The 19,339-nt window shown below is 59.1% G+C and carries 18 protein-coding genes; 13 read left to right on the plus strand and 5 right to left on the minus strand.

Features of this window, described 5'->3' with window-relative positions; genetic code table 11:
• Positions 1-161: 161 nt before the first annotated feature.
• Together zigA and dksA are read right to left on the minus strand one after the other, a co-directional pair.
• Positions 162-1,367 carry a zinc metallochaperone GTPase ZigA gene (zigA, locus tag U8L64_RS05250; protein WP_333394609.1) on the minus strand — a complete coding sequence of 402 codons (1,206 nt, stop codon included), beginning with the start codon at positions 1,365-1,367 and terminating at the stop codon, positions 162-164.
• The gene (gene dksA, locus U8L64_RS05255; protein ID WP_138301095.1) at positions 1,360-1,782 is read right to left on the minus strand and encodes an RNA polymerase-binding protein DksA; all 423 of its coding nucleotides are present in this window, start codon (positions 1,780-1,782) and stop codon (positions 1,360-1,362) included. Before dksA ends, zigA begins: the two co-directional genes overlap by 8 nt.
• A 304-nt stretch (positions 1,783-2,086) precedes the next feature.
• Between dksA and ligA the strand changes: the two genes are divergently transcribed.
• The 6 genes from ligA (at position 2,087) to U8L64_RS05285 (ending at position 8,736) form a co-directional block, all read left to right on the plus strand.
• Positions 2,087-4,453 carry an NAD-dependent DNA ligase LigA gene (ligA, locus tag U8L64_RS05260; RefSeq protein ID WP_333394610.1) on the plus strand — a complete coding sequence of 789 codons (2,367 nt, stop codon included), beginning with the start codon at positions 2,087-2,089 and terminating at the stop codon, positions 4,451-4,453.
• A 333-nt stretch (positions 4,454-4,786) separates the two neighbouring features.
• Positions 4,787-5,992 carry a flagellin gene (locus tag U8L64_RS05265; protein ID WP_333394612.1) on the plus strand — a complete coding sequence of 402 codons (1,206 nt, stop codon included), beginning with the start codon at positions 4,787-4,789 and terminating at the stop codon, positions 5,990-5,992.
• A gap of 114 nt (positions 5,993-6,106) precedes the next feature.
• Positions 6,107-6,400: a flagellar protein FlaG gene (locus tag U8L64_RS05270; RefSeq protein WP_234303407.1), complete on the plus strand. Its 294-nt coding sequence runs from the start codon at positions 6,107-6,109 to the stop codon at positions 6,398-6,400.
• A gap of 65 nt (positions 6,401-6,465) precedes the next feature.
• Positions 6,466-7,914, plus strand: a complete 1,449-nt coding sequence (gene fliD, locus U8L64_RS05275; protein WP_333394614.1) for a flagellar filament capping protein FliD — start codon at positions 6,466-6,468, stop codon at positions 7,912-7,914.
• 124 nt (positions 7,915-8,038) lie between these two features.
• Positions 8,039-8,416 (plus strand): flagellar export chaperone FliS, encoded by a 378-nt coding sequence (fliS, locus tag U8L64_RS05280; protein WP_333394616.1) that lies wholly within the window; start codon positions 8,039-8,041, stop codon positions 8,414-8,416.
• Between the two features lie 23 nt (positions 8,417-8,439).
• Positions 8,440-8,736 (plus strand): flagellar protein FliT, encoded by a 297-nt coding sequence (locus U8L64_RS05285; protein ID WP_333394618.1) that lies wholly within the window; start codon positions 8,440-8,442, stop codon positions 8,734-8,736.
• A gap of 104 nt (positions 8,737-8,840) precedes the next feature.
• On the opposite strand, the gene ppnP is transcribed toward U8L64_RS05285, so the two are convergent.
• Together ppnP and U8L64_RS05295 are read right to left on the minus strand one after the other, a co-directional pair.
• Positions 8,841-9,122, minus strand: coding sequence for a pyrimidine/purine nucleoside phosphorylase (gene ppnP / locus U8L64_RS05290; RefSeq protein ID WP_008568847.1), 282 nt, complete (start codon positions 9,120-9,122; stop codon positions 8,841-8,843).
• Positions 9,123-9,236: 114 nt separating this feature from the next.
• Positions 9,237-9,578, minus strand: coding sequence for a DMT family protein (locus U8L64_RS05295; protein WP_008568845.1), 342 nt, complete (start codon positions 9,576-9,578; stop codon positions 9,237-9,239).
• Between the two features lie 131 nt (positions 9,579-9,709).
• Between U8L64_RS05295 and U8L64_RS05300 the strand changes: the two genes are divergently transcribed.
• On the plus strand, positions 9,710-9,961 hold the full coding sequence (locus tag U8L64_RS05300; protein ID WP_077683353.1) for a YkgJ family cysteine cluster protein: 252 nt from the start codon (positions 9,710-9,712) through the stop codon (positions 9,959-9,961).
• A gap of 93 nt (positions 9,962-10,054) precedes the next feature.
• Here the strand turns inward: U8L64_RS05300 and gltA are convergent, their stop codons facing one another.
• A complete protein-coding gene (gene gltA, locus U8L64_RS05305; protein WP_008568843.1) occupies positions 10,055-11,326 on the minus strand; it encodes a citrate synthase in 1,272 nt (423 codons plus the stop codon).
• A gap of 359 nt (positions 11,327-11,685) precedes the next feature.
• On the opposite strand from gltA, the gene sdhC reads away from it, so the two are divergent.
• From sdhC to odhB, 6 genes are all read left to right on the plus strand, one after another.
• Positions 11,686-12,060 (plus strand): succinate dehydrogenase, cytochrome b556 subunit, encoded by a 375-nt coding sequence (gene sdhC / locus U8L64_RS05310; RefSeq protein WP_003287773.1) that lies wholly within the window; start codon positions 11,686-11,688, stop codon positions 12,058-12,060.
• A complete protein-coding gene (gene sdhD, locus U8L64_RS05315; protein WP_011913018.1) occupies positions 12,054-12,422 on the plus strand; it encodes a succinate dehydrogenase, hydrophobic membrane anchor protein in 369 nt (122 codons plus the stop codon). Before sdhC ends, sdhD begins: the two co-directional genes overlap by 7 nt.
• A 3-nt stretch (positions 12,423-12,425) precedes the next feature.
• On the plus strand, positions 12,426-14,198 hold the full coding sequence (gene sdhA / locus U8L64_RS05320; protein ID WP_043298408.1) for a succinate dehydrogenase flavoprotein subunit: 1,773 nt from the start codon (positions 12,426-12,428) through the stop codon (positions 14,196-14,198).
• A gap of 11 nt (positions 14,199-14,209) precedes the next feature.
• Complete coding sequence (locus U8L64_RS05325) at positions 14,210-14,914, plus strand: succinate dehydrogenase iron-sulfur subunit (protein ID WP_054094933.1); 705 nt, start codon at positions 14,210-14,212, stop codon at positions 14,912-14,914.
• A 290-nt stretch (positions 14,915-15,204) separates the two neighbouring features.
• Complete coding sequence (locus U8L64_RS05330) at positions 15,205-18,036, plus strand: 2-oxoglutarate dehydrogenase E1 component (protein ID WP_043298410.1); 2,832 nt, start codon at positions 15,205-15,207, stop codon at positions 18,034-18,036.
• Positions 18,037-18,108: 72 nt separating this feature from the next.
• The gene (odhB, locus tag U8L64_RS05335; RefSeq protein WP_054094935.1) at positions 18,109-19,329 is read left to right on the plus strand and encodes a 2-oxoglutarate dehydrogenase complex dihydrolipoyllysine-residue succinyltransferase; all 1,221 of its coding nucleotides are present in this window, start codon (positions 18,109-18,111) and stop codon (positions 19,327-19,329) included.
• The last annotated feature ends 10 nt before the right edge of the window (positions 19,330-19,339 follow it).

The following is a 19,339-nucleotide window of genomic DNA, read 5'->3' on the forward strand; positions in this document are numbered from 1 at the left end:
CTGCTTCTGCTGGCGGGTACGCGGGGGCCGGGGGAGCTGCGGGCGGGGTTTGACGCTTTGTTACGCGGCTGCGTCGGGGCGGGGCGGTGCACCGAAAACCTGCCCCACGCCGCGCTTGCTGCTAGAGCGACAGGTAAAAAAAGCGCAACCGGTAATTCGCATCAGGCCGCTTCCTCGGTCCATGCGCCGAAGGGGTCTGGTAGCTGTTGCCACGCCTCGGGACCGGCCGCCATCTCGGCATCGTTGAGCCGGCAGGCATCCAGTTCGATGCGCAAACGGTCGAAGTCGATGTTCTGGCCGATGAAAACCAACTCCTGGCGGCAATCGCCAACCTCGACGTCCCACTTGGCCATCAGCGCGCGTCGTTCTTCTCTATCCTGAGGCCATTGGGCCCTCGGTACGAATCTCCACCATTGCCCGGCATGGCCATGGCGCATCAGGCCGCCGGCCTGCGACCAGCTGCCGGCATCTTGGTACCGACTGGCCAGCCAGAAATAGCCCTTGGAGCGCAGCAGGCGGCCATTGGTCCATTCTCGACCGAGAAAGCTGAAGAAGCGTTCGGGATGGAAAGGCCGCCGTGCCCGATAGACTGTCGAGGCGATGCCGTATTCCTCAGTCTCCGGCAGATGCTCGCCGCGTAGCTCCTTGAGCCAGCCGGGCGCCCGGGCGGCGCGTTCGAAGTCGAAGCGGCCGGTGTTCAAGATCCTCGGCAGCGGTGCCTGACCCATCACCATCGGCAGAATCTCGGCCTCGGTGTTTAGCCCGCGCAGAATGGCGGTCAGCTCCTCCCGCTCGGCCCTGGTGATCAGATCGATCTTGCTGATCAGGATGACATCGGCGAACTCCACCTGCTCGATCAGCAGGTCCGTTATTGCCCGCTCGTCTTCCTCCCCCAGTGTTTCGCCACGGCTGGCGAGGCTCTCGGCATCGTGAAAGTCGCGTAGGAAGTTCACCCCGTCGACCACGGTCACCAGGGTGTCCAGGCGCGCCAGGTCGGACAGGCTCTGTCCTTGTTCGTCGCGGAAGGTAAAGGTTTCGGCCACCGGCAGCGGTTCGCTGATACCGGTGGATTCGATCAGCAGATAATCGAAGCGGCCGTCGCGCGCCAGCCGGGCCACTTCCTCCAGCAGGTCTTCGCGCAGCGTGCAGCAGATGCAGCCATTGCTCATCTCGACCAGCTTCTCGTCGGCGCGGTTGAGGCTGACGTCACGCTGCACCTCGCTGCCATCGATGTTGATTTCACTCATGTCATTGACGATCAGCGCCACGCGCAGGCCGTCACGGTTCTTCAGCACATGGTTGAGCAGCGTGCTCTTGCCGGCACCTAGAAAGCCGGACAGCACGGTCACCGGGAGTCGGTTATCCATTGAGGATTCCTCGCGCATCAAGGGTATGGCGTTCGCGTTGTTCCTGACGTTCCTTGGCCTCGATGCACAGGCTGGCAGTAGGGCGTAGCAGCAGCCGACGCAGCCCGATCGGCTCACCGGTTTCGCGACACCAGCCGTACTCGCCAAGGGCTAACCGTTCCAGCGCCTCGTCGATCTTGTCGAGCAGCTTCTTCGCCCGCTCCAGCAGTCGCAGCTGCCACCGGCGCTGCTCCTCGGCACTCCCGAGATCGACCGGGTCGCTGTAAGACTCCTGCTCACGCAGTCGGCCGAATTCTTCCTCGATACGGTCCTGCAACTCGGTCCGCTGGTCGAGCAGGCGCTGGCGGAAAAATGCCTGCTGCACCTCGTTCATGTAGGCGTCGGCAGGCATGGCAAGCAGCTCGGTTTCGCTAATCACGTTGGGTCTCGTCAGATGTTCTTACTGAAGTTGTTATAACATATCATTTCTTGCAATCCTATACCTCGTCCATGATCAATACGGGGGGCGGCACGCAACGGCATTTCGGTCGGTAAGAATGGCCTGTCACGCCGAGAGAGAATCCGTTCGCTGCGACGTGGCTTCCGCGTCGACGGTTATTCGCCTCGGTAGTGAGCCGCATCATCCGGGCTGATCGGCTAGAATCCGCGTTCTCATCAATCTTCGGCGTGCTGATGCGGTTGCGATTGGCACGGCCACAGCCTACGGCCCCGCTTGCTATATGCCTTCTGCCCAGACCGCTGCCGAACGCATCGCCGAACTGCGTAGCGAAATCGACGCCCACAACTACCGTTATTACGTTCTCGACGAGCCGAGCGTTCCGGATGCCGAGTACGACCGTCTGTTCAATGAACTAAAGGCGCTGGAAGCCGAACATCCTGAGTTGGTGACGCCCGAGTCGCCGACCCAGCGCGTCGGTGGTGCGGCGTTGGCGGCGTTCGGCCAGGTACGCCACGAAGTGCCGATGCTGAGCCTCGGCAACGCCTTTGACGAACAGGATCTGCTCGACTTCGACCGCCGGGTCCGCGACGGGCTGGACCTGCCCGGCGGCGACCTGTTCAGCGCTGGCGCCGAGGTTGAATACAGCTGCGAACCCAAACTCGACGGCTTGGCCGTCAGCCTGCTCTACGAGAACGGTCATCTGGTGCGTGGTGCTACGCGCGGCGACGGCAGCACTGGCGAAGACATCAGCGCCAATGTACGCACCGTGCGCAATATTCCGCTCAAGCTGCACGGCAGCGGTTGGCCGTCAGTGCTCGAAGTGCGCGGCGAAATCTACATGCCCAAGGCAGGCTTCGAAGCGCTCAATGCGCGGCAGGTGGAAAGTGGCGGCAAGCCCTTCGCCAATCCGCGCAACGCCGCGGCCGGCAGCCTGCGCCAGCTGGACCCTAAGATCACCGCCGCGCGTCCGCTTGAACTGTGCGCCTACGGTGTAGGGCGTAGCGATGGCGAGCTGCCGGATACCCATGTCGGTATTCTCAACGCGCTCAGAGAGTGGGGATTGCCCATCAGTCGAGAGCTGAAACTGGCCAAGGGCGTTGTCGAATGTCGCGCCTACTACGAGGCCATTGGCGAGAAGCGTGACGCGCTGGCCTACGAGATCGACGGTGTGGTGTTCAAGGTTAACTCCGTCGCGCAGCAGCGCGAGCTGGGCTTTCGAGCGCGCGAGCCGCGTTGGGCGATCGCCCACAAGTTCCCCGCGCGCGAGGAGATCACCGAGTTGCTCGGCGTCGAATTCCAGGTCGGTCGTACTGGTGCGATCACCCCGGTGGCACGGCTAAAGCCGGTACAGGTCGCTGGCGTCACCGTCTCCAACGCGACCCTGCACAACATGGATGAAGTCGCGCGCCTGGGCGTGATGATCGGCGATACGGTAATCGTGCGGCGCGCCGGCGATGTCATTCCGCAGATCCTCGGTGTGATCGCCGAGCGCCGGCCGGCACACGCGCGGCCCGTACATGTGCCGGAGCGTTGTCCGGTCTGCGGTTCTGCCGTGGAGCGCACCCAGCTGATCAAGCGCAGCAAAGGGCGCGAATCGGTCAGCGAAGGTTCGATCTACCGTTGCGTCGGCCGGCTGGCGTGCCAGGCGCAGCTGAAGCAGGCGATCATCCACTTCGTCTCGCGCCGCGCAATGGATATCGACGGGCTAGGCGACAAGATCGTCGAGCAGCTGGTCGATCGCGGTCTGGTCGGCTCGCCCGCTGACCTTTATTGCCTGTCGTACGAGCAGATAGTCGAGTTGGAAGGCTTCGCCGATCTCTCCACGCGCAATTTGCTCGACGCCATTGACGCCAGCCGCAAGCCCACGCTGGCGCGTTTCATCTTCGCCCTCGGCATCCCCGATGTCGGCGAGGAAACCGCCAAGTTGCTGGCGCGAGCGCTGGGCTCGCTGGATCGCATCGCATGTGCATTGCCGGACGTGCTGGTGTACCTGCCCGACGTCGGCCTGGAAGTCGCGCACGAGATCCACAGTTTCTTCGAGGACGAGCACAACCGCACAGTCATCGCGCAACTGCGCGAGCGTGGCGTGGAGTTGCAGGGGGAGGGGGAATTGCATCCGGAGTTCGCCGCGTGCGCCACCCTGGCCGGCCTGCTCGACAAGCTGAATATTCCGTTCATCGCCAGCACCGGCGCCCAGCGTCTGGCAGAGCGCTTCGGTAGCCTGGACGCGATCATCGCCGCCGACTGGCTCGATCTGCGCCAGGTCGAACGTCTCACCGAGAAGGCCGCGCGCTCGCTGCGCGATTACTTCGACAAGTCCGCGAACGCCGAGCGCGCCCGGGCCATCGAAGCCCAATTGCGCGAGTTCGGCATGCACTGGGAGAGCGAGAGGAAATCTGTGGAAGGCCTGCCGCTGGCCGGGCAGACCTGGGTGCTGACCGGCACGCTGGACAGCATGAGCCGCGACGACGCCAAGGCGCGACTCGAAGCTTTGGGGGCGAAGGTGTCCGGCTCGGTATCAGCGAAGACCAGCGTGGTTGTAGCGGGACCGGGTGCCGGCTCGAAGTTGACCAAGGCCAACGAGCTGGGGCTCACCGTGCTCGACGAAGAAACCTTCCTGCGGCACCTCGGTCAGCTGCAAGCCTAGCGCGCCCGGCAATCTGACCGAGTGCGCGTCTTCATACTCAACGCTCTCCGCGGTGGTGCCGCCGCGGGGCGTTTCGTTCTCGCCCTTGGCATTAAAGAATTCGCCGCCTCGTCCGAAAAGCTGGGCAGGTGGACTCGCGTTTGGTTCCGAGTTCGCCGGTGTCGTACAGGTTGTCTGCGGGGCTTGCAAATTTTTTCAAACGCCTCCTAAAGCTCACCGAAACGACGCCGATAAGCTAATCGAATGCGAACTCAATGGGTGCCTGGGCACAAGCCGGCCCGGAGTCGCAAGCTCAGGCAACCAAAGTAACTAGCGCCCTTGGAGGCAAACACCATGGCTCTTACCGTCAATACAAATATTGCTTCGCTGAACACCCAGCGTAACCTCAGCAATTCTTCCAGTGCGCTGCAAACGTCCATGCAGCGTCTGTCCACTGGTAGCCGCATCAACAGCGCCAAGGATGATGCCGCTGGCCTGCAGATTTCTAACCGTTTGACCAGCCAAATTAATGGCCTTGGCGTAGCTGTTCGAAACGCTAATGACGGTATTTCCTTGGCTCAGACTGCTGAAGGCGCGTTGCAGCAGTCCACCAATATTCTGCAGCGTATGCGCGACCTAGCGCTTCAATCTGCGAATGGCAGTAACAACAAGAACGATCGTGAATCGATTCAGAAAGAAGTAAGTCAGTTGAAAGAAGAGCTGACCAGAATCAGTGAAACCACCACTTTTGGTGGCCGTAAGCTGCTGGATGGCTCGTTCGGGTCTCAGGACTTCCAAGTCGGTGCAAACGCTAACGAAACAATCTCCGTTTCGGTTGCAAAGATGGATATCGGCAGTCTTTCCGGGAAAGTAGCTGAGAAGATCGAAGCTACGGCAACGCTTGCAGGCATTGATCTAACTGCCGGCGTCGCGGCAGGTAAGGGCGGTGATATAGAAATTCAGATTGGAGACGGCGCTAAAGCAACGATAACTATCGCAGAGGGAGATACCGCTGCGGATATTGTCGACCGTATTAACGGTAAAAGTATCAGCGGATTGGTTGCTGAGGAGGGGACCGGTGCTGATGCAGGGAAGGTTATGCTTTCCAGCTCCGTAAAATCCGGAACGGCTGCTGATGCTGAAATTAAAGTAACTGACGTCGTTGCTGCCACGGGAACGGCTGCGGCTGTTTTCGCTGCAGCGGCATCAGCCGATGAGGCGAGTGCCACGACCCCGGCGCAAACCAAATTCGTCCAGGATGTAGACGTGACGGATGCTGAGGGTGCGCAGGAGGCTATCCAGATTATCGATGGTGCGATCGCTCAGATTGATTCTCAGCGTGCAGACTTGGGTGCGGTGCAAAATCGCTTCGATAACACTATTGCGAATCTGCAGAATATTTCAGAAAACTCCTCCGCAGCTCGTGGCCGCATCCAGGACACTGACTTCGCCGCCGAAACCGCGAATCTGAGCAAGAACCAGATTCTGCAACAGGCTGGTACTGCGATCCTGGCCCAGGCCAAGCAGCTGCCGCAGGCCGTTCTCAGTCTACTGCAGTAAGCGAAGCTCACCGATGGGGTGGTTATTCCACCCCATCGATTCATTGAGAGGTGAATCATGGACGTCGCAAGAGCAGCGAGTGCCACGCTTGCGTCATCCTCGTCGAGCAACGCGATGCCCAGCTTTCGTCAGGAAGCTGGGCTTTATTCGTTGCAGGGCGAAGGTGGCTCTGGCAAGGCTCCACAGAAAGCAGATGTAAACGAAGCAGTAGAGCGCATTCGCACGCAGGTGCAGACCTTGCAGCGCGATTTGAACTTCAGCGTGGATGATTCCACCGGTCAGGTTGTGGTGCAGGTGCTGGATGGCGACTCGGGCAAGGTGGTGCGGCAGATTCCTTCCGAGGATATCCTGCGCCTGGCAGAGCGTTTGGACGAGATGCGTAGCCTGTTGTTCGAGGCTAAGGCCTAACGGCACGTTTCTTGTTTCGCAGCAGATCGAATACGGTCGTGTGGTTTATTTGACGAGGTAAGGCTATGGCAGGCGTATCAGGCATCGGTTCCGGTCTCGACATCGACAGTATCGTGGCGGGGATGGTCGCCGCCGAGCGGGCTCCGAAGGAAACCCAGCTTGCCAACCTCGAAAAGAAGACGACAACGCAGATAACGGCTGTTGGTGCGCTAAAGGGCGCAATCAGTGATTTCCAGACAGCGCTGGCTGCGCTGAACAAACCAGAGCTGTTCCAAGCGCGCTCGGCTACCTCCAGCAAGTCGGATCTCGTCGGCGTTACGGCGACAACCGCCGCGGGAGCTGGCAGCTATCAACTGGAAGTCAAATCACTGGCGAGCAGCAGCAAGGTTGCACTGGCCGCGATTCCCAATACGGCCGAAGCCCCCGCGCGTTTTACCAGTGGAACGTTCGAGGTCTCGCTTGGTGTGCCAGGCATCCCGCCCGCGCCAAACACCAAGGAATCCTTTTCAGTCACGATTGAAGAGAACAACAACACGCTCGCCGGTGTGCGTGATGCAATCAACACGGCCGGGAAAGACATGGGTGTTAGCGCCACCATCGTTACGGACGAGTATGGCTCTCGACTGGTGCTGAGTAGCAGCAAAACTGGCGCAGGGCGCGATATTACCGTCACTGCAACCGGGGCAGACGAACCTGGGCTCATAGGTCTTTCCGCATTGAACTTCACCGGTACGTCAGGCACCGGCAAAGATGCTCGCGTGCTGACCTCGGCACAGAGTGCTGAATTGTATGTCGACGGTTTGAAGGTGATCAGCGAGACCAACAAAGTCGATGGGGCCATTGAGGGCATCACGCTCGACCTTAAGGCCAAAACCGTTGCAAACGAACCGCTGACCATCGCGGTAGCGGAAGACAAGGCGGGTGTTAAAAAGCAGATCCAGTCCTTTGTCGACAGCTATAACAAGCTGATCGGTGTGATTAACGCGCAGACCAAGGTCACATCAGTAGGCGAGGGCAAGGCGCCCGTAACAGGCGCATTGGTGGGCGATGCCACGGCGCGCACCTTGCTCAACACGATTCGCAACGAGCTGGTTAACGTGCAGGGTGATGGTGCACTGCGAGCGCTGACCGATATTGGTATTACCACACAGAAGGATGGCACCCTCGCCATTGACAGCGCCAAGCTGGACAAGGCGATGGCCAGTAACTTCGGCGAATTGGCGGGTCTGTTCACGGGTGACAAGGGATTGGCTTCCAGACTCGACGCCAAGCTGAAGCCATACACCGAGACCGGCGGAATACTCGAGCAACGCAATAAGGCAATGACTGAGACGATCACCAAAATTGATGATCAGAAGGAAGCTCTCACCCGTCGCCTCACCTCACTGCAGGAGCGTCTGTACAAGCAGTTCAATGCGATGGATCTGCTGGTGGGTCAGTTGTCCAATACGTCGTCGAGTTTGTTGGCTTCGCTGGAAAACCTGCCGTGGGCAGCGAATAACTCGAAGAAGTAAGGGGCTCCGCTTCAAGAAAAAAGCCGCCGCCAGGCGGTTTTTTGTTTTCAGAACAAACTCAAGTCCTGCGCTAGGCGACCGATAAGTAGGTATGTGAAATTGATGTGGTAAGAGGCTCATCCAGATGAATGCTATGGCAGCAATGCGGCAGTACCAGCAGGTCGGCGTAAAGGCGCAGGTTACCGAGGCCGATCCGCATCGTCTGATCCAAATGCTGATGCAGGGCGGGCTGGATCGTATAGCGCAGGCCAGGGGGGCTATGGAACGCGAGGCCTATGCTGAGAAAGGCGTGCTGATCGGCAAGGCGATCAACATCATCGGCGGGCTGCGCGACGTGCTGGACAAGGAGGCGGGTGGCGAGCTGGCCATCAATCTTGAGCGTCTGTACGAATACATGACGATGCGCCTGTTCGAAGCTAGCCGTCACAACGACGTGAGCAAGCTGGATGAGGTGGCGAAGTTGCTTGGTGAAATCAAATCCGGCTGGGATAGCATTGCCTGAGTATTCAGCCCAAGGAGTCCCTGATGTCCATTTCGGCGCTGCGTTTTGAGGAGCTTGGTCGTGCGTTGCGCGAGGCTCTGGCGTGCCAAGATTGGGACGCCATTACCGAGCTTGATACACAAGTTAGCGCACTGCTTGGCGAAGTCGCGGCGGATGAGGCGGAGGCCGATCAGGTGTTGCGTCAGCAACTGGACGATCTGGTGCGTCTGTATGCGCAACTGCGGCAGGATAGTCGCGCTGAGCGGGAACGGCTGGCACTGGAACTGACGCGTCTGAGTCAGTCGAAGCAGGTCGCAAACGCGTATAAGCCGCTCGACTGATTCAGAAGCCAGCGCGGAGTGCGCTCGCCTAGTGCGGATGTGAAAAAGGTTGCACGAGATTTACATCGAGGCCGGCTTGTCTCGCAGCGCCGACCTCTTGTCGCTTAACGATACTCGCAGAGATAGGCAGTATCGGTAGCGACCTTCAGTTGGAACTTGCTGTTCGCCGGCACGGTGAACTGGGTGCCCGCGCCGAAGGTTTCGTATTTCTCGCTGCCGGGTAACTTCACGTCCAAACTGCCGGCAATCACATGCATGATTTCCAACTGACCAGTACCGAACTCATAGTCGCCCGCGGCCATGACGCCGATGGTGGCTGGGCCTGCGGCCATGTCGAACGCGATGGATTTTACGGTGCCGTCGAAGTATTCGTTGACCTTGAACATGGCGATTACCTGAAGGGTGAAAAAAAGGGTGGTCAGTATGCCCAAGTGCTACGTGGGCGTCATCTGCCGGTCGCGGGTGCGGTTGCGCAGTGAGTTGAGTGGTTGTCTGAGCGATCAGCTGCGAAAGATGAAGTACACCGCCCCGACCAGGCACAGGCCGGCCCATAGGTAATCGAGCTTTAGCGGCTGTTGCATGTAAAGGACGCTGAAGGGTACGAAAACTGCCAGGGTGACGACTTCCTGCATGATCTTTAGCTGGCCGATCGATAGTTCGGTGTAACCGATGCGATTCGCCGGCACCATCAGCATGTACTCGAAGAAAGCGATGCCCCAACTGATCAGGGCGGCGATCAGCCACGGCTTGCCGTTCAAGGTTTTGAGGTGGCCATACCAAGCGAACGTCATGAACAGGTTGGAGCAGCAGAGCAGGGTGGCGGTTTGCAGCCAGATGGGCATAGCGGAAGGCTCGTGAGGAGATGGGCGTCAAAGCCTATTCTGGGCGTGGTTACGTCGCAATACGCGCTTCTGGTGTGCGCAACTTCGTCTGAATTATTATCGTCTCCCTGTTTTTTGCTGGTCGTTCATTCATGGATTGCCGTCCTGGTTGCGGTGCTTGTTGCATCGCCCCTTCTATCAGTTCGCCGATACCTGGCATGCCGCATGGCAAGGCCGCAGGTGAGCGCTGTGTGCATTTGTCGTCGCAATACCTCTGCCAGCTTTTCGATGATCCGCGACGGCCGGCGGTATGCGTGGCATTTGGTGCCGACCCGTTATGTTGTGGAGCCGATCGCGATGAGGCGATTCGCTTGCTGGGATGGTTGGAGCAGGCGACAGCCTGAGTGAATCGTGGGCAGCAATAATCCTGCTAGGTGCGTCGGATTCAGCAAAAAGAAAGGCTGCCCGTGGGCAGCCTTCTCGTTTGGCTCTAGTGCTTAGCGCGGCAGATCGCGCTGTGCATGGCCAGTGTAAAGCTGGCGCGGACGCCCGATTTTCTGACCGGAGGCGATCATTTCCTTCCAGTGCGAAATCCAGCCCACAGTGCGCGACATCGCGAAGATCACGGTGAACATGCTCGTCGGAATGCCGATAGCCTTGAGGATGATGCCCGAATAGAAGTCCACGTTCGGGTACAGGTTGCGTTCGGCGAAGTAGGGATCCTTCAGGGCGATTTCTTCGAGCTTCATCGCCAGTTCCAGCTGCGGGTCATTGATGCCCAGCTCGCCCAGCACCTCGTCGCAGGTCTTCTTCATGACCTTGGCGCGCGGATCGAAGTTCTTGTAGACGCGATGGCCGAAGCCCATCAGTTTGAACGGATCGTTCTTGTCCTTGGCCTTGGCCAGGAACTTCTCGATGTTCGATACGTCGCCGATTTCATCCAGCATGGTCAGCACGGCTTCGTTGGCGCCGCCGTGAGCAGGTCCCCAGAGGGCGGCGATGCCAGCTGCGATACAGGCGAACGGGTTGGCGCCGGTGGAGCCGGCCAGTCGCACGGTAGAAGTCGATGCGTTCTGCTCGTGATCAGCGTGCAGGATGAAGATGCGATCCATGGCATTCGCCAGCACCGGACTGATCGGTTTGATCTCGGCCGGGGTGTTGAACATCATGTGCAGGAAGTTTTCCGAATAGCTCAGATCATTGCGCGGATACATGATCGGCTGGCCCATGGAGTACTTGTACACCATGGCGGCGATGGTCGGCATCTTGGCGATCAGACGATGCGCAGAGATTTCGCGATGCTGCGGGTTATTGATGTCCAGTGAGTCGTGATAGAACGCGGACAGGGCGCCTACGATGCCGCACATCACGGCCATCGGGTGGGCGTCGCGACGGAAGCCGTTGAGGAAGGTCTTCAGTTGCTCATGAACAATGGTGTGGTTCTTGATGGTGCTGACGAACTGGGCCTTCTGCTCGGTGGTCGGTAGTTCGCCGTTGAGCAGGAGATAGCAGGTTTCCAGATAGTCGGATTTTTCCGCCAGCTGCTCGATGGGGTAGCCGCGATGAAGCAGGATGCCCTTGTCGCCGTCGATATAGGTGATCTTGGACTCGCAAGAGGCGGTCGACATGAAGCCGGGATCGAAGGTGAAGTGACCCGTGGAGGTCAGGCTTCGGACGTCAATTACATCAGGCCCTACGGTACCGGTTAAAACGGGCAGTTCGACGGGGGCGGTGCCCTCGATGATCAACTGCGCTTTCTTGTCAGCCATGTATGGCCTCCTGTTTTGTGCTTGGAATCATCATGGCCCCCCACGCAGGGCCCGCATCACTATAGTGTGATAAATCGCAAAGTCAATTTGCTCGAACCCATGCTGCAGAGGGGTTTGCGGGGTATCGGTGCAGCATGGGGCGACTGTTTACGGCATTTATATAGGGGCTGCCATCCGCCTTTAGTGGCACTTCACCACATTGTCATTAGTGACCTAACTGTTTATACTCGGAAACCGACCGGCAGGGGCCTTACAGGCGACATTCTGTAGGTTGTCACTCGTGGGTAGCGGGTACTGCTGCGTACTCTTCCCAACAACTTTGCCCTGCGTTCAGGGGCTCTCAAGTGTGAAAAGAAGCCGTGAAAAGCCAACGACCTGTAAACCTAGATCTTAGGACAATAAAACTCCCAATCACTGCTTACACGTCGATTCTCCACCGTGTATCCGGTGTCATTCTGTTCGTCGGTATCGCCCTGTTGTTGCTTGCGCTCGATACCTCGCTGTCTTCTCCAGAAGGCTTCGAGGAGGTTCGGGAGTATTTGGGTGGCCCGCTGGCGAAGCTGATTAGCTGGGGGCTGCTGTCCGCACTGCTGTACCACCTCGTGGCAGGTGTTCGTCACCTGATCATGGATGCCGGCCACGGTGAGACGCTGGAAGGCGGCAAGCTGGGCTCGAAAATCGTAATCGCCGTTTCGGTGGTGCTGATCGTTCTGGCGGGAGTGTGGATATGGTAACCAATGTCACCAACTTTTCGCGCTCGGGTCTGTATGACTGGATGGCGCAGCGCGTTTCTGCAGTGGTTCTTGCGGCTTATTTTCTGTTCCTGCTTGGGTACCTGATTGCGAACCCAGGGTTGGAGTACACCCAGTGGCACGCGCTGTTCTCGGCCAACTGGATGCGCATCTTCAGCTTGCTGGCTCTAGTCGCCCTGAGTGTGCACGCGTGGGTAGGCATGTGGACGATCTCCACCGACTACCTGACCAATATGGCGATCGGTAAGTGGGCTACCGGCGTTCGTTTCCTGTTCCAGGCGGTGTGTGGCATTGCCATGTTCACCTTCTTCGTCTGGGGCGTGCAGATTCTTTGGGGTATCTGATTCATGGCTAACATTCGTACGCTTTCTTTTGACGCCATCATCGTCGGTGGCGGTGGCGCCGGTATGCGCGCGGCGCTCCAGCTGTCCCAGTCCGGTCACAAGACCGCTGTGGTCACCAAGGTTTTCCCGACTCGTTCGCACACCGTTTCCGCTCAGGGCGGCATCACCTGCGCCATCGCTTCGGCCGATCCGAACGATGACTGGCGCTGGCACATGTACGATACGGTCAAGGGCTCCGACTACATCGGTGACCAGGATGCGATCGAGTACATGTGTTCCGTCGGTCCTGAGGCTGTGTTCGAGCTCGAGCACATGGGTCTGCCTTTCTCCCGTACCGAGCAGGGCCGCATCTATCAGCGTCCGTTCGGCGGTCAGTCGAAGGACTTCGGTAAGGGTGGTCAGGCCGCTCGTACGTGCGCCGCTGCCGACCGTACCGGTCATGCGCTGCTGCACACGCTTTATCAGGGCAACCTGAAGAACGACACCGTTTTCCTCAACGAGTGGTACGCAGTCGATCTGGTGAAGAACCAGGATGGCGCAGTCGTGGGTGTCATTGCCATCTGCATCGAAACCGGCGAAACCGTTTACATCCGTTCCAAGGCTACCGTGCTTGCTACCGGTGGCGCTGGTCGGATCTACGCATCGACCACCAACGCCCTGATCAACACTGGCGACGGTGTCGGCATGGCACTGCGTGCCGGTGTGCCGGTTCAGGATATCGAGATGTGGCAGTTCCACCCGACCGGTATTGCCGGTGCCGGCGTGCTGGTGACCGAAGGTTGCCGCGGTGAAGGTGGCTACCTGATCAACAAGCACGGCGAGCGCTTCATGGAGCGCTACGCGCCGAACGCGAAGGACCTGGCCGGTCGCGACGTCGTTGCGCGTTCGATGGTCAAAGAAATCCTGGCGGGCAACGGCTGTGGTCCGGATGGCGACCACGTGATGCTGAAGCTGGACCACTTGGGCGAGGAAGTGCTGCACAGCCGCCTGCCGGGTATCTGCGAACTGTCGAAGACCTTCGCCCACGTCGACCCGGTTACGGCACCAGTGCCGGTCGTTCCGACCTGCCACTACATGATGGGTGGTATCGCCACCAACATTCATGGTCAGGCAATCACGCAGGACGCCAGCGGCAACGACAAAATCATCGATGGCCTTTTTGCTGTCGGCGAAGTGGCTTGTGTATCCGTGCACGGTGCCAATCGCCTGGGTGGCAACTCGTTGCTCGATCTGGTGGTCTTCGGTCGCGCGGCTGGTCTGCACCTGGAGAAGGCGCTCAAGGAGGGCATCGAGCATCGCGGCGCTAGCGAAACCGATCTTGATGTTGCCCTTGCTCGTCTGGCAGGCATCAACGAACGCACCACGGGTGAAGACGTGGCTCCGCTACGAAAGGAGCTGCAGAACTGCATGCAGAATTACTTCGGCGTGTTCCGTACCGGCGAATACATGCAGAAAGGTATCGCCCAGCTGGTCGATCTGCGTCAGCGCATCGCCAACGTCAAGATCTCCGACAAGAGCCAGGCGTTCAACACTGCGCGCATTGAAGCGCTCGAGTTGCAGAACCTGCTGGAAGTTGCCGAAGCTACGGCGATTGCGGCGGAAACCCGCAAAGAATCCCGTGGTGCACATGCTCGCGAGGACTTCGAAGAGCGTGACGATGAGAACTGGCTGTGCCACACCCTGTATTTCCCGGGTGAGAAGCGCGTTGCCAAGCGTGCCGTGAACTTCGCTCCGAAGACCGTTCCGGCCTTCGAGCCCAAGGTTCGGACTTATTGAGGTCGCCGAATATGTTGCAAGTGAGTGTTTATCGCTACAACCCCGATCAGGACGAAAAGCCGTTCATGCAGGATTTTCAGGTCAATACCGATGGGAAAGACCTGATGGTTCTCGACGTCTTGGCTCTGATCAAGGAACAGGACCAAGGTTTCTCTTATCGTCGCTCCTGCCGTGAAGGTGTGTGTGGCTCCGACGGCATGAACATCAACGGCAAGAACGGCCTGGCCTGCATCACCCCGCTGTCTGCTGTGGTGAAGGGCAACAAGTTGGTCATTCGTCCGTTGCCGGGGCTGCCGGTCATTCGTGACCTGGTGGTCGATATGAGCATCTTCTATAAGCAGTACGAGAAGGTGCGCCCTTATCTGATGAACGATACGCCGCCTCCGGCTATCGAACGTCTGCAGAGTCCGGAAGATCGCGAGAAGCTGGACGGCCTGTACGAGTGCATTTTGTGCGCTTGCTGCTCGACCAGTTGCCCGTCTTTCTGGTGGAACCCGGACAAGTTCCTCGGCCCGGCTGCATCGCTGCAAGCCTATCGTTTCCTGGCGGATAGCCGGGATACGGAAACCGAAGAGCGTCTGGCGGCACTGGACGATCCGTTCAGCGTGTTCCGTTGCCGTGGCATCATGAACTGCGTTGACGTCTGCCCGAAAGGGCTGAACCCGACCAGGGCGATTGGTCACATTCGCAACATGCTGCTGCAGAGCGGTACGTGATGGAAGGGCGGTCGTAAGCGCTTCGCTGGCTGCGAGCGGCCGATACCCGATTGCTGTGGTACCTGCGGCGCCGGAGTAATATCCAGGCGCCGTAGCTTTAGTAGGAATTTCAGCCCAAAAAGCCGGAATTCCACTCTGAAAATTTGTTGACCAGCAGGAGCATCCGGGGCAGTTCCCGGAAACTATCTGCGCGGTCCGTAGTGGCTTTACCTGAGTCGCTGCTTCAGAACTTGGGAAGTCATGCTGCGGTCTCCACGCTGGTGGTGTCTCCTTATCAAAGGTGACCAGACATGCAAGAAAGCGTAATGCAGCGCATGTGGGACAGCGCCCACCTATCCGGTGGTAACGCTGCCTATGTGGAAGAGCTTTATGAGCTCTACCTGCACGACCCCAACGCAGTGCCCGAAGAGTGGCGCACTTATTTCCAGAAGTTGCCTTCTGGTGGCAGCGCGGCAGCAGACGTGTCGCACTCGACGATTCGCGATCATTTCGTGTTGCTGGCGAAGAACCAGCGTCGCGCACAACCTGTCTCCGCAGGCAGCGTCAGCAGCGAGCATGAGAAGAAGCAGGTCGAAGTTCTGCGGCTGATCCAGGCGTATCGGCTGCGTGGTCATCAAGCGGCGCAGCTTGATCCCCTGGCACTGCAGCAGCGTCCGGTTCCCGCTGATCTTGCGATCACCAACTATGGTCTGACCGATGCGGATTTGGATACCGTTTTCCGCACGGGCGATCTGGCGATAGGCAAAGACGAAGCCAGCTTGCGTGAAATCCTGAAAGCGTTGCAAGAGACGTATTGCCGCACCATCGGCGCGGAGTTTGCCCATATCGTCGATTCCGAGCAGCGCAACTGGTTCATCCAGCGCGTCGAAAGCGTACGTGGCCGTCCGGATTTCTCGCCGGAAATCAAGAGTCATCTACTGGAGCGTCTGACAGCCGCCGAAGGACTGGAAAAGTATCTCGGCACCAAATATCCGGGGACCAAGCGTTTTGGTCTGGAAGGTGGTGAGAGCCTGATTCCGATGCTGGACGAAATCATCCAGCGCTCCGGCTCCTACGGCACCAAGGAAATCGTCATCGGTATGGCCCACCGTGGCCGTCTCAACGTGCTGGTCAACACCTTCGGCAAGAATCCGCGCGATCTGTTCGACGAATTCGAAGGCAAGAAGGTCGAAGGGCTCAGCTCCGGTGATGTCAAGTATCACCAGGGCTTCTCTTCCAACGTCATGACTCCCGGTGGCGAGATCCATCTGGCGATGGCTTTCAACCCCTCGCACCTGGAAATCGTTTCGCCGGTGGTTGAGGGTTCGGTGCGTGCTCGCCAGGACCGTCGCTGTGATCCGGCCGGAGACAAGGTTCTTCCGGTAACCATCCACGGTGATGCCGCTGTCGCCGGTCAGGGCGTGGTGATGGAAACCTTCCAGATGTCGCAGACGCGTGCTTACCGCACCGGCGGCACGATTCGCATCGTGGTCAACAACCAGGTCGGCTTCACCACTAACAAGCAGGAAGATGCTCGTTCAACCGAGTACGCTACTGACGTGGCGAAGATGATTCAAGCACCGATCTTCCACGTTAACGCAGACGACCCCGAGGCGGTGCTGTTCGTTACCCAGCTCGCTGTGGATTATCGGATGCAGTTCAAGCGCGATATCGTGCTGGATCTGATCTGCTATCGCCGTCGCGGTCATAACGAGGCTGACGAGCCAAGCGGCACCCAGCCGCTGATGTATCAGAAGATCGCTAAGCAGCGCACCACTCGTGAGCTGTACGCTGATGCGCTCATCCAGTCGAATGTACTGGACGCCGAGCGCGTTCAGGCTAAGGTCGATGAGTATCGCACCGCGCTGGATAACGGCCTGCACGTGGTCAAGAGCCTGGTCAAGGAACCGAACAAGGAGCTCTTCGTTGACTGGCGTCCATATCTGGGCCATGCGTGGACCGCACGTCACGACACCAGCTTCGATCTGAAGACCTTGCAGGATCTGTCCAGCAAACTGTTGAATGTCCCGGAAGGCTTCGTTGTCCAGCGTCAGGTTGCGAAGATCCTTGAGGATCGGCAGAAGATGGGAGCGGGCGCGCTGGCCATCAACTGGGGCTTCGCGGAGACCATGGCCTACGCTACGCTGCTGTTCGAAGGCCATCCGGTGCGTATTTCCGGTCAGGACGTCGGTCGCGGTACCTTCTCGCATCGCCATGCTGCGTTGCACAATCAGAAAGACGGCAGTACCTACATTCCGCTTCAGCACCTCTACGAAGGGCAGCCGCGCTTCGATCTGTATGACTCGTTCCTTTCCGAGGAAGCGGTTCTGGCGTTCGAGTACGGATATGCCACTACTACTCCCAACGCCCTCGTGGTTTGGGAGGCGCAGTTCGGCGACTTCGCCAACGGCGCGCAGGTCGTTATCGACCAGTTCATCACTAGCGGCGAACACAAGTGGGGCCGTCTCTGCGGTCTGACCATGCTGCTGCCGCACGGTTATGAGGGGCAGGGCCCGGAGCACTCCTCCGCGCGTCTGGAGCGCTACCTGCAACTGTGTGCCGAGCAGAACATCCAGGTCTGCGTGCCGACCACACCAGCTCAGGTCTATCACATGCTGCGTCGGCAGGCGATTCGTCCGCTGCGCAAGCCGCTGGTTGCCCTGACGCCGAAGTCGCTGTTGCGTCACAAGCTCGCTATCTCGACGCTGGAGGAGCTTACCGAGGGTTCGTTCCAGACCGTTATCCCGGAGATCGATCCGATCGAAGCGGCGAAGGTCGAGCGCGTGATCATGTGCAGCGGCAAGGTCTACTACGATCTTCTGGAAAAGCGCCGCAACGAAGGTCGCGACGATATTGCCATCGTGCGTATCGAGCAGCTCTATCCCTTCCCTGAGGAGGACCTCGCCGAGGTGCTGGCACCTTATCAGAACGTCAAGCACATCATCTGGTGTCAGGAAGAGCCGATGAACCAGGGCGCGTGGTACTGCAGCCAGCACCATATGCGTCGCGTCGCGACTGCTCACAAGAAGGAACTGTTCCTGCAATACGCTGGTCGTGATGCATCCGCGGCTCCGGCGGTCGGTTATGCGTCAATGCATGCCGAGCAGCAGGAAAAGCTCCTGCAGGACGCCTTCACCGTTTAATCATGCTATTGCGAGAGGCCGCGCACGAACGCGGCCTCGACGCAGAAATCGAATCAAATAGGACTCCTGATAATGGCTATCGAGATCAAAGCCCCTACCTTCCCGGAATCGGTTGCCGACGGCACCGTGGCAACCTGGCACAAGCAGCCGGGTGAGGCGGTCAAGCGCGACGAGCTGATCGTCGACATCGAAACCGACAAGGTGGTCATGGAAGTACTGGCCGAGGCTGACGGCGTTCTCGTCGAAATCGTCAAGAACGAGGGCGACACCGTTCTCAGCGGCGAGCTGCTCGGCAAGCTGGAAGCAGGTGCCACTGCTGCGGCGCCGACAGCTGCGGCTGCCCCGGCTCAGACGCCTGCGGCAGCCGCTGCTCCGGCCGTTGCCAGCGAAGAGCCGATCCTGGCTCCGGCCGCGCGCAAGCTGGCCGAAGAGAATGGCATCGATCCGAACAGCATCCGCGGCACCGGCAAGGATGGTCGCGTGACCAAGGAAGATGTGGTTGCTGCCGTCGAGGCCAAGAAATCCGCTCCGGCCGCTGCCGCCAAACCCGCTGCTCCGGCTGCCGCCGCACCGATTTTTGCTGCCGGGGATCGCGTCGAGAAGCGCGTGCCGATGACCCGCCTGCGTGCCAAGGTTGCCGAGCGTCTGGTCGAAGCTCAATCGTCGATGGCCATGCTGACCACGTTCAACGAAGTCAACATGAAGCCGATCATGGAGCTGCGCGCCAAGTACAAGGACCTGTTCGAGAAGACCCACAACGGTGTTCGCCTGGGTTTCATGTCCTTCTTCGTCAAGGCTGCGGTGGAGGCGCTCAAGCGTCAGCCCGGCGTCAACGCTTCGATCGATGGCAACGACATCGTCTACCACGGCTACCAGGACATCGGCGTTGCCGTGTCTAGCGATCGTGGCCTAGTGGTGCCGGTCCTGCGCAACGCTGAGCACATGACGCTGGCCGAGATCGAAGGCGGCATCAACAACTTCGGCAAGAAGGCCAAGGCGGGCAAGCTGACCATCGAAGAAATGACTGGCGGTACCTTCACCATTTCCAACGGTGGTGTCTTCGGTTCGCTGCTTTCCACGCCGATCGTCAACCCGCCGCAAACCGCTATTCTCGGTATGCACAAGATCCAGGAACGTCCGATGGCCGTTAATGGTCAGGTGGTCATCCTGCCGATGATGTACCTGGCGCTATCCTACGACCACCGCCTGATCGATGGTAAGGAAGCAGTTACCTTCCTGGTCACCATGAAGGACCTGCTGGAAGATCCGGCTCGCCTGCTGCTGGATATCTGACAAAAACGGC

It is taken from the genome of Pseudomonas sp. FIP_A4, from assembly GCF_036701605.1.
Taxonomy (GTDB): Bacteria; Pseudomonadota; Gammaproteobacteria; order Pseudomonadales; family Pseudomonadaceae; genus Stutzerimonas; species Stutzerimonas phenolilytica.

Bases quoted from the DNA above. Each gene is read 5' to 3' on its own strand.
- zigA (WP_333394609.1), bottom strand. From the start codon at position 1,367: ATGGATAACCGACTCCCGGTGACCGTGCTGTCCGGCTTTCTAGGTGCC.
- ligA (WP_333394610.1), top strand. From the start codon at position 2,087: ATGCCTTCTGCCCAGACCGCTGCCGAACGCATCGCCGAACTGCGTAGC.
- U8L64_RS05265 (WP_333394612.1), top strand. From the start codon at position 4,787: ATGGCTCTTACCGTCAATACAAATATTGCTTCGCTGAACACCCAGCGT.
- U8L64_RS05270 (WP_234303407.1), top strand. From the start codon at position 6,107: ATGCCCAGCTTTCGTCAGGAAGCTGGGCTTTATTCGTTGCAGGGCGAA.
- fliD (WP_333394614.1), top strand. From the start codon at position 6,466: ATGGCAGGCGTATCAGGCATCGGTTCCGGTCTCGACATCGACAGTATC.
- fliS (WP_333394616.1), top strand. From the start codon at position 8,039: ATGAATGCTATGGCAGCAATGCGGCAGTACCAGCAGGTCGGCGTAAAG.
- U8L64_RS05285 (WP_333394618.1), top strand. From the start codon at position 8,440: ATGTCCATTTCGGCGCTGCGTTTTGAGGAGCTTGGTCGTGCGTTGCGC.
- ppnP (WP_008568847.1), bottom strand. From the start codon at position 9,122: ATGTTCAAGGTCAACGAATACTTCGACGGCACCGTAAAATCCATCGCG.
- U8L64_RS05295 (WP_008568845.1), bottom strand. From the start codon at position 9,578: ATGCCCATCTGGCTGCAAACCGCCACCCTGCTCTGCTGCTCCAACCTG.
- U8L64_RS05300 (WP_077683353.1), top strand. From the start codon at position 9,710: ATGGATTGCCGTCCTGGTTGCGGTGCTTGTTGCATCGCCCCTTCTATC.
- gltA (WP_008568843.1), bottom strand. From the start codon at position 11,326: ATGGCTGACAAGAAAGCGCAGTTGATCATCGAGGGCACCGCCCCCGTC.
- sdhD (WP_011913018.1), top strand. From the start codon at position 12,054: ATGGTAACCAATGTCACCAACTTTTCGCGCTCGGGTCTGTATGACTGG.
- sdhA (WP_043298408.1), top strand. From the start codon at position 12,426: ATGGCTAACATTCGTACGCTTTCTTTTGACGCCATCATCGTCGGTGGC.
- U8L64_RS05325 (WP_054094933.1), top strand. From the start codon at position 14,210: ATGTTGCAAGTGAGTGTTTATCGCTACAACCCCGATCAGGACGAAAAG.
- U8L64_RS05330 (WP_043298410.1), top strand. From the start codon at position 15,205: ATGCAAGAAAGCGTAATGCAGCGCATGTGGGACAGCGCCCACCTATCC.
- odhB (WP_054094935.1), top strand. From the start codon at position 18,109: ATGGCTATCGAGATCAAAGCCCCTACCTTCCCGGAATCGGTTGCCGAC.